Raw genomic sequence first — 7,851 nt, forward strand, 5'->3', positions numbered from 1 at the left:
CGTATAGGCATCGACAAGGCCCGAAGTGACGCAATAGCCGGTGACCTGCGCTTTTGCGATGTCGGCGACGAAATCGTCGAGCCGCAGTTTGCGCCCGTCGGGCAGCACGAGATCGTCGTCCGACACCATGCCTTCGATCTCAGCCTTCTCCAGCCCCGCCAGAAGCAGCCGCCCCGAGGCCGTCCAGGGCAGCGGTATCTGCAAGCCGGTGGCGGAACTGATGCGGAACGGCCTGGTGCCGGGACTCGCATGGACGATCGTATAGCGGCCGCTCTGCAGCATGCACAGTTCGGAAGTCTCGCCGGTCTCGCGCGACAGATTGTCGACCTCCTGGCGCCCCCGCCTCAACAGGTCGTTGCCCCGCACATAGTCCATTCCGTAGAGATAGAGCTTCTTGCCGAAATAGACGCGATTGCCGTCGCCTTCCATTTCCAGCAGTCCCGCATCGACCAGCGACCGCACCAGCGTATAGGTCGTCGAACGGGGCGCGTGCACGCCCTTGGCAAGGTCGCCAATGCCGATCGCGCGCTGGGTCGTGTGAAGAAACTCCAGAATCTCGAGCACCCGGTTGAGCCCCTTTTCACGGGAGCCCGAAATCTTCTCGCCGGCTGAAAGTGCCGAGGCATTGCCATCTTGCATTGTTGATTCCCGGTGTTAGTATCTGTCCTGTACAGGATACACACGTCTCTTGTAAGAGACAATCGCTTCGACGTCACTGACGCGTGTATTGCCTGTGCAAGGGGAACACAAACGAAAGGAGGTCGCCGTGAACGACACATCCGGAAGACGTGATTTTCTGAAATTGGGAATGGCGGGACTGGCCACGGCCGGCGTCGTGGGTGCGGCGGTAGCCGTCGATGCCCAGAAGGCCGCTGCTCAGGCAGCACCCGACAGCCTGCTGCGCACCGTGCTCGATCGCGGCAAGCTGATCGTCGGTACCGGCAGCACCAATGCGCCGTGGCACTTCGAGAACGATGCCGGCGAACTCGTCGGCATGGACATCACCATGGGACGCATTCTTGCCAAGGGCCTTTTCGACGATCCGACCAAGGTCGAGTTCGTGATGCAGGATCCGGCACAGCGCATCCCCAACGTCACCACCAACAAGGTCGACATCACCATTCAGTTCATGACGATGAGCGCCCAGCGCTCGCAGCTGGTCAATTTTTCCCGGCCTTACTATGTCGAGGGCGTCGCCCTGCTGAGCCTTCCGACCGCCGAGAACAAGACCTTCGACAAGCTGCTTGCCGGCGGCTCGGCGACACGCGTCTCCATCCTGCAGAATGTCGATGCCGAGGCGCAGGTGCATTCGGTGCTGCCCGAGTGCCAGGTTATGCAGATCGATACCCAGGCCAACGTGCTGCAGGCACTGGAATCGAAACGCGTCGACGCCGCTGCCGTCGATCTGTCCACGGTGCGCTGGCTCGCCTCGCGCAATCCGGACAGATATTTCGACGCCGGCAAGAGCTGGCTGAGCATGCTTTATGGCGCGGCACTCCGGCAAGGCGACCTTGACTGGCTGACCTTCGTCAACGCGACCTTCACCATCGCCATGTTCGGCCACGAAAACGCACTCTACGATGCCGCCTTCAAGGACTATTTCGGACAGGAGCCGCCGGCGCGCCATCCCGGCTTCCCAGCCATCTGACCTGCATCGGGCGGAAGGGCGTATCCAGCGCCCTTCCGCCTCCCTAGAGCAATTCCAGGAAAAGTGTGAAACGGTTTTCGTCCGGAATTGCGTCAAAACAAAGAGTTAGAGCGGGTCGCCGTTTCCGTGAAACGGTGAACCGCTCTAAGCCTGCGGCACTGAGGCGGACGCATGGGCTATGCCCTTAATTTCAACCTGATCTGGCGGCACTTCGACAAGCTGTGGGGCGGACTGCTGCTCAGTCTCGAACTCGCCGTCATATCGATCGCCATCGGCATCGTCATCGGCCTGGTTCTGGCGGTCTGGTATGTGTCTGCCGGACGCATCGTGCGCACCATCATCGCCGCCTACGTCGAATTCATCCGCAACGTGCCGCTGATCCTGCTCGTCTACCTCGTCTTCTACGGCTTGCCGACAGTGGTCGATATCGCCTACAGCGCGCCGACCTCGTTCGTCGTCACGCTGTCGCTCTATAGCGGCGCCTATTTGGTCGAGGTGTTTCGCTCCGGGCTCGAAGCCGTTCCGCGCGGACAGCTGGACGCCGGCAAGGCAATCGGCCTGACACCCTGGCAAAGGCTGCTCAACGTGCGCCTGCCGACCATGCTGCGCATCACCTTGCCGGCATTGTCCAACACCTTCATATCGCTGTTCAAGGACACCTCCGTCGCGTCGGTCATTTCGGTGCCGGAGCTGACCTATGGCGCCCAGTGGATCAACTTCAACACCTTCCGCATCGTCGAGGTCTATCTCGTGGTCACGGCGATGTATCTGGTGACCGGCTACATCTTGCTTTTTGCGCTTCGGCTTGTCGAGCGCCGGTTCAGGGCGGCGCGCTGATATGCTGACCCAGATCGCCTATGCCTTACCTTTCCTCGCCCAGGGCTTTGCGCTGACACTGTGGGTATCCCTGCTGGTCGTGGTATTTTCGCTGATTGCCGGCGTGATCATGGGCGTCGGTCTCGTCTATGGCCCGGTGCCGTTGCAATGGGCCGTGCGCATCTTCAGCGACACCATCCGCGGCATCCCGATCCTGGTGCTCATCTTCTTTGTCTATTACGGACTGCCGGCCATCGGGCTTCATCTGCCGTCGTTCTGGGCCGCCGTGCTGGCGCTGACCCTGTTCAAGACAGCCCAGGTCGTAGAATATTTCAGAGGCGCTGTCGGCTCCATTCCGAAAGGGCAGTCCGAGGCGGCGATGGCGATCGGGCTGACCTTTCGACAGCGGCTCGCCTACGTCATCTTCCCACAGGCGTTCAGGCGCTTCCTGCCGCCCTGGATCAACGGCGTCACCGATGCGGTCAAGGGCAGCGCGCTGGTATCGCTGCTCGGCATCACCGACCTGATGCAGGCCATCAACCAGGTCATCGGCCGCACCTATGAGGCCATGCCGCTCTATATTCTCGGCGCGCTCATCTACTTCGCGGTCAACTATGCCCTTTCGCTCGCCAGCCGGCGGCTCGAGCGGCGTTTCTCCTTCATCCGGGAATAGCAATGTCCACAAGTCCGAAAAACACCCCGGCCCTTCTCGACGTCCAGGACGTTTCCAAAGCCTTTGGGACCGTCCAGGTCCTGCGTTCGGTCAGCCTGCAGGTGGCGAAGGGCGAGGTGGTGACCGTCATCGGCCCTTCCGGCAGCGGCAAGACCACGCTGCTGCGTTGCGTCAACTTTCTCGAAAGCTATGACAGTGGTTCGATCCGCATCGACGGCAAGGAGGTCGGCTTTCGCGAAGCCGGAACCCGCCAGCGTCGCAGCGAACGCGATCTCGCCGCGATGCGCGCCGAGACCGGCATGGTGTTCCAGAGCTTCAACCTCTTTCCGCACCTGACAGCCGCCGGCAACATCATGCTTGGCCTCACCAAGGTGCGCGGCAAGAGCAACGCCGAAGCGCGCACCATCGCCGAACACTGGCTCGGCCGGGTCGGCCTCGCCCACAAGGCCGACAGCCTGCCCGCCGAACTGTCCGGCGGCCAGCAGCAGCGCGTCGGCATTGCCCGCGCCGTGGCCATGGGGCCGAAGATCCTGCTTCTCGACGAGATAACCTCCGCGCTCGACCCGGAACTGGTCGGCGAGGTGCTCGAGGTCGTTCGCAGCCTGGCCGAGGACGGCATGACGATGGTGATGGTCACGCACGAAATGGCGTTTGCCCGCGATGCCTCGAGCCGCATCATCTTCATGGCCGATGGCGGCGTCAGCGCGGCGGGTCCACCCGCCGAAATCCTGGCGGCCGACACCGACAATGAGCGCCTGCGCACCTTCCTGGCACGCTTCCGCGCCTCGCATTTCTAGAACGGGACAGCGAACGCTGTCGCAAGGAGCCTTCTTTCATGACGCCTTATATCCGGCTCGCCGCGTTGGGCCTGACGCTGCCCGAGCCGCCGACACCGATCGCCAACTTCGTCACCCATGCCGAAAGCGGCCGGCTGATCTTCCTGTCCGGCCAGGGTCCGCTGCGCACCGACGGCACGCTGTTTACCGGCAAGGTGGGGGAGGATGTCAGCGTCGAGCAGGCTTATGGCCATGCCCGCCTCACCGGCCTCAATCTGCTTGCCGTCATGCACGCAGCCACTGGCGACCTTGGCCGGATCGTGCGCGTCGTCAAGCTGCTCGGCTTCGTCAACGCCATACCGACCTTCAGCGACCACCCGAAAGTGGTCAATGGCTGTTCCGACCTGTTTGCCGATGTGTTCGACAATATCGGCGGCCATGCCCGCTCGGCGATCGGCGTCGGCTCCTTGCCTGGAAACATCACCGTTGAAATCGAGGCGGTTGTCGAGATCGCCGCCTGACCTTTAGAAGAATGGAATCCGAGAGATGAAAACCACGTCCACCGACGGCTCCAACACCACCATCCGCGAACGGCTCGGCCTTCGCCCGATCATCAATGTCTCCGGCACGATGACCGCGCTCGGCGCGTCGATCATCGTCCCCGAAGCGATCAGCGCCATGGCGGAAATGGCCTCGCAATGGGTGGAAATGGATGACCTGCAACGTGCCGCAAGCACGATTGTCGCGCGCCTGACCGGCGGCGAGGCCGGTTTCATCACTGCCTGCTGCGCCAGCGGCATCACCATGGCGATCGCAGGTGCTATGACGGGGACCAATCTGCTCGCCATCGAGCGGCTGCCTGATAACACGGAGGGCCTCAAGTCGGAGGTCATCGTCCAGCTCGGGCACATCGTCAACTATGGTGCGCCGATCGACCAGTCGGTCCGGCTGGCGGGCGCCAGGGTCGTGCCGGCCGGCACGGTCAGCGTGACGCAGGACTATCATGTGCGCGACGCGATCAACGACCGCACGGCGGCGGGCCTCTACGTCGTTGCGCACCACACCGTGCAGTATGGCATGCTGTCCCTGGAGGAATTCTGCGAGATCTGCCACGCCAGGGGCATCCCTGTGATCGTGGATGCGGCTTCAGAGTATGATCTGCGCGGCTTCCTCGCGCGCGGCGCCGACATTGTCATCTACAGCGGCCACAAATTCCTGAGTGGGCCGACCAGCGGCATCGTCACCGGGCGCAAGGATCTGGTTCGCACCGCCTATCTCCAGAACCGCGGCGTCGCCCGCGCCATGAAGGTCGGCAAGGAGAGCATCGCCGGCACCATGGCCGCACTGGAAGCCTGGGAAAAGCGCGACCATGCCGGCATCCGCCGCCGCGAAGACGCCGCGCTCAACCTGTGGAAGGAGACGTTGCAGGGCCTGCCGGGCATTGTCGCGCAGATCATTCCCGATCCGACCGCCAACCCTCTCGATCGGCTTCAGATTTTTGTACTGCCCGAAAGCCGGTTCACGGCGGCCGGCCTCACCTCGGCATTGGCGACGGGCTCGCCACCGATCATCGTGCGCAACCATGAGGTGGAGCGCGGCCATTTCTTCCTCGACCCCTGCAATCTTCATCCCGGCGAGGCCGAGATCGTCGCCGAACGGCTGCGCGCCATATTGACCGCCAAGGACCGCCCGGCCGATGCGATGAAACTCGCCCGCAAGGATTCGTCCGGCGTCTTACGCTGGCCAGATTGAACACCCGGCGAATCGCTTGCTGAAATGCGCCGACCGTAACCAGCACGCGCCATCATGCGCCTATTGGCCTGACGGGCTCTCCAGGGCACCGGCCGGGAAACTGCCGGCTCCCTTTGCGCGCCTTGGCGGGTCCAGCCTGGTGGCCGCTTCGTAGCCTCTCAAAACAATAACTTTACAAATATCTTTATTTATGTGAAGTCATGACGATTGAAGGATCGATCATGACAGCCACTCGTTTCGCCACGCGCCTGAATTCCTTTGCCTCGCGACCGCACGCCGAGTGGCCCGATCTTACCGGCAAGCCGTCGCTGCTGCAGATGGCGGCGCGCGCCGCCAAGGTCGAGGGGCTTACCGATCTGGATCTCAACTTTCCTGACCATGTCAGGGAAAAGCCCACGGAAATTGCTCTGAAACTGGGCGATCTTGGGCTCTCCATCAATGGCTTTGCCATGCGCTACTACTCCAACCCCGCCTTCAAGCTCGGCGCTTTCACCAATCCGGATCCGGCGGTGCGTCGCGAGGCCATCGACCTGACCAAGGCCGGCATCGATGCCGTGCGTGAGGCCGGCGCCAGCCTGATGACGCTGTGGCTCGGCCAGGATGGCTTCGACTACGCCTTCCAGGCCGACTATTCGACGCTTTGGCAACACGAAATTGATGGGATTCGTGAAGTTGCGGCACATGATCCCGACTGTCAGATCAGCCTTGAATACAAACCGAACGAACCACGCTCCTACAGCCTGATGCCGGATGCGGCGACGACCTTGCTGGCGATCCGCGATGTCGGCCTGCCTAATCTCGGCGTCACGCTCGATTTCGCTCATGTGCTCTACGCCGACGAACAACCGGCCTTTGCCGCGGCCCTGGTGGCGCGTCACAGCAAGCTGCTCGGCGTGCACCTGAACGACGGCTACGCCAAGCGCGACGACGGCCTGATGGTCGGCGCGGTGCACACGCTGCAGACCATCGAGATGCTCAGGCAGATTCGCCGCGACGGTTACGCCGGCGCCATCTATTTCGACACGTTCCCCGATATGACAGGGCTCGATCCGGTGCGCGAGTGCGAAGTCAACATCGCCACCGTCAATCGCATGCTGCGCGTCGTCGACCGGCTGGAGCAGGACAATCGCCTGTCCGCCGCCATGGACAGCCAGGACGCGGTGACGTCGCAGGCCATCATCCAGGAAATCATGCTCGGGCCGGATAGCTGAGGCATCCGCGCCATCGCCGTTTTTCAACCAGGGAGGAATACAATGAAACTTCTGCTTGCCACCGCTACCGCCGCATTGATGGCGCTCTCGATCGGCTCTGCCTTTTCCGCCGACCTCGCGCCGCTCAATTCCGACACGGAAAAGGACCGCATCGACTGGTCGCAGGTCGAGGCCAAGTTCGGCGCGTTCCCCAAGCTGCCCGAAGGCACCAAGGCAGGCGCGGTCTCCAAGACGCTGACCAATGAATACTGGCGCTCGCTGGGCGAGGGCTACACGGCATTCGGCGCCAAGGTCGGCGTTCCCGTCGTCTATCAGGCAGCGCAGAGCGAGGGCGACCAGCTCGGCCAGCTCACCATCGCCGAAGGCCTGGTGACGCAGGGCTACAACGTGCTGCTCGTCTCGCCGCAGACGGATGCCAATCTGCAGCCGATCATGGAGCAGGCCAAGGCCGCCAACGTGCCGGTGGTCAATGTCAATGACGCCGTCATCCCGCAGGCCGAGCATTATGTCGGCAACGTCCAACGCGACAATGGCGTGCGCGTCGCCAAATGGTTCGTCAAGAATCGTCCGAATGGCGGCAAGGTCGCCATCGTCGAAGGCCAGGCTGGCGTCTATGCCGCCGTGCAGCGCACCGATGGCTTCAAGTCGACCATTACCGAGGGAGGCAAGTTCGAGGTTGTCGCCAGCGTTCCCGGCAACTGGGACCGCCAGACCTCCTATGACGCGGCCACCAACATCCTGCAGCAGCATCCCGACCTGATCGGCTTCTATGCCAACAATGATGGCATGGCGCTGGGCATCGTCGAGGCTGTCAAGGCCGCCGGCCTGCAGGACAAGGTTGCGGTCTTCGGCACCGACGGCATTTCCGATGCCTATGCCTCCATACGGGCCGGCGAACTGACCGGCACGGTCGACAGTTTCCCCGTTCTGACCGGCGAAGTGGCGTTGGAAACAGCTCTGCGTCTCGTCGCGGGA

9 protein-coding genes are annotated in these 7,851 nt (G+C 62.6%); 8 read left to right on the forward strand and 1 reads right to left on the reverse strand.

Going from position 1 to position 7,851, the window contains the following annotated elements; genetic code table 11:
• Positions 1 to 639 (reverse strand): IclR family transcriptional regulator (locus EN964_RS17305; RefSeq protein ID WP_164775856.1); only part of this gene is annotated, 639 nt, incomplete at its 3' end.
• Between the two features lie 127 nt (positions 640 to 766).
• Here EN964_RS17305 and EN964_RS17310 point away from each other — a divergent pair.
• From EN964_RS17310 to EN964_RS17345, 8 genes are all read left to right on the forward strand, one after another.
• Positions 767 to 1,648, forward strand: a complete 882-nt coding sequence (locus tag EN964_RS17310; protein WP_127267516.1) for a transporter substrate-binding domain-containing protein — start codon at positions 767 to 769, stop codon at positions 1,646 to 1,648.
• A 171-nt stretch (positions 1,649 to 1,819) separates the two neighbouring features.
• Complete coding sequence (locus EN964_RS17315) at positions 1,820 to 2,485, forward strand: amino acid ABC transporter permease (RefSeq protein ID WP_127267517.1); 666 nt, start codon at positions 1,820 to 1,822, stop codon at positions 2,483 to 2,485.
• A gap of 1 nt (position 2,486) precedes the next feature.
• Positions 2,487 to 3,137: an amino acid ABC transporter permease gene (locus EN964_RS17320; protein ID WP_127267518.1), complete on the forward strand. Its 651-nt coding sequence runs from the start codon at positions 2,487 to 2,489 to the stop codon at positions 3,135 to 3,137.
• A 2-nt stretch (positions 3,138 to 3,139) separates the two neighbouring features.
• Complete coding sequence (locus EN964_RS17325) at positions 3,140 to 3,934, forward strand: amino acid ABC transporter ATP-binding protein (protein ID WP_127272345.1); 795 nt, start codon at positions 3,140 to 3,142, stop codon at positions 3,932 to 3,934.
• Positions 3,935 to 3,972: 38 nt separating this feature from the next.
• Positions 3,973 to 4,434, forward strand: coding sequence for a RidA family protein (locus EN964_RS17330; RefSeq protein ID WP_127271288.1), 462 nt, complete (start codon positions 3,973 to 3,975; stop codon positions 4,432 to 4,434).
• 25 nt (positions 4,435 to 4,459) lie between these two features.
• Positions 4,460 to 5,665, forward strand: coding sequence for an aminotransferase class V-fold PLP-dependent enzyme (locus EN964_RS17335; protein WP_127271290.1), 1,206 nt, complete (start codon positions 4,460 to 4,462; stop codon positions 5,663 to 5,665).
• Between the two features lie 221 nt (positions 5,666 to 5,886).
• Entirely contained in the window at positions 5,887 to 6,876 is a 990-nt protein-coding gene (locus tag EN964_RS17340) for a TIM barrel protein (protein ID WP_127269387.1), read from the forward strand.
• 42 nt (positions 6,877 to 6,918) lie between these two features.
• A partial coding sequence (locus EN964_RS17345; RefSeq protein WP_127276568.1) for a substrate-binding domain-containing protein occupies positions 6,919 to 7,851 on the forward strand: 933 nt, incomplete at its 3' end.

Source organism: Mesorhizobium sp. M7A.F.Ca.CA.001.10.2.1, from assembly GCF_003998575.1.
In the GTDB taxonomy this organism is placed as follows: Bacteria; Pseudomonadota; Alphaproteobacteria; order Rhizobiales; family Rhizobiaceae; genus Mesorhizobium.

What these genes read in the sequence shown, in the direction of transcription:
- EN964_RS17325 (WP_127272345.1), top strand. Translation starts at nt 3,140, where the DNA reads ATGTCCACAAGTCCGAAAAACACCCCGGCCCTTCTCGACGTCCAGGAC.
- EN964_RS17330 (WP_127271288.1), top strand. Translation starts at nt 3,973, where the DNA reads ATGACGCCTTATATCCGGCTCGCCGCGTTGGGCCTGACGCTGCCCGAG.
- EN964_RS17315 (WP_127267517.1), top strand. Translation starts at nt 1,820, where the DNA reads ATGGGCTATGCCCTTAATTTCAACCTGATCTGGCGGCACTTCGACAAG.
- EN964_RS17320 (WP_127267518.1), top strand. Translation starts at nt 2,487, where the DNA reads ATGCTGACCCAGATCGCCTATGCCTTACCTTTCCTCGCCCAGGGCTTT.
- EN964_RS17335 (WP_127271290.1), top strand. Translation starts at nt 4,460, where the DNA reads ATGAAAACCACGTCCACCGACGGCTCCAACACCACCATCCGCGAACGG.
- EN964_RS17340 (WP_127269387.1), top strand. Translation starts at nt 5,887, where the DNA reads ATGACAGCCACTCGTTTCGCCACGCGCCTGAATTCCTTTGCCTCGCGA.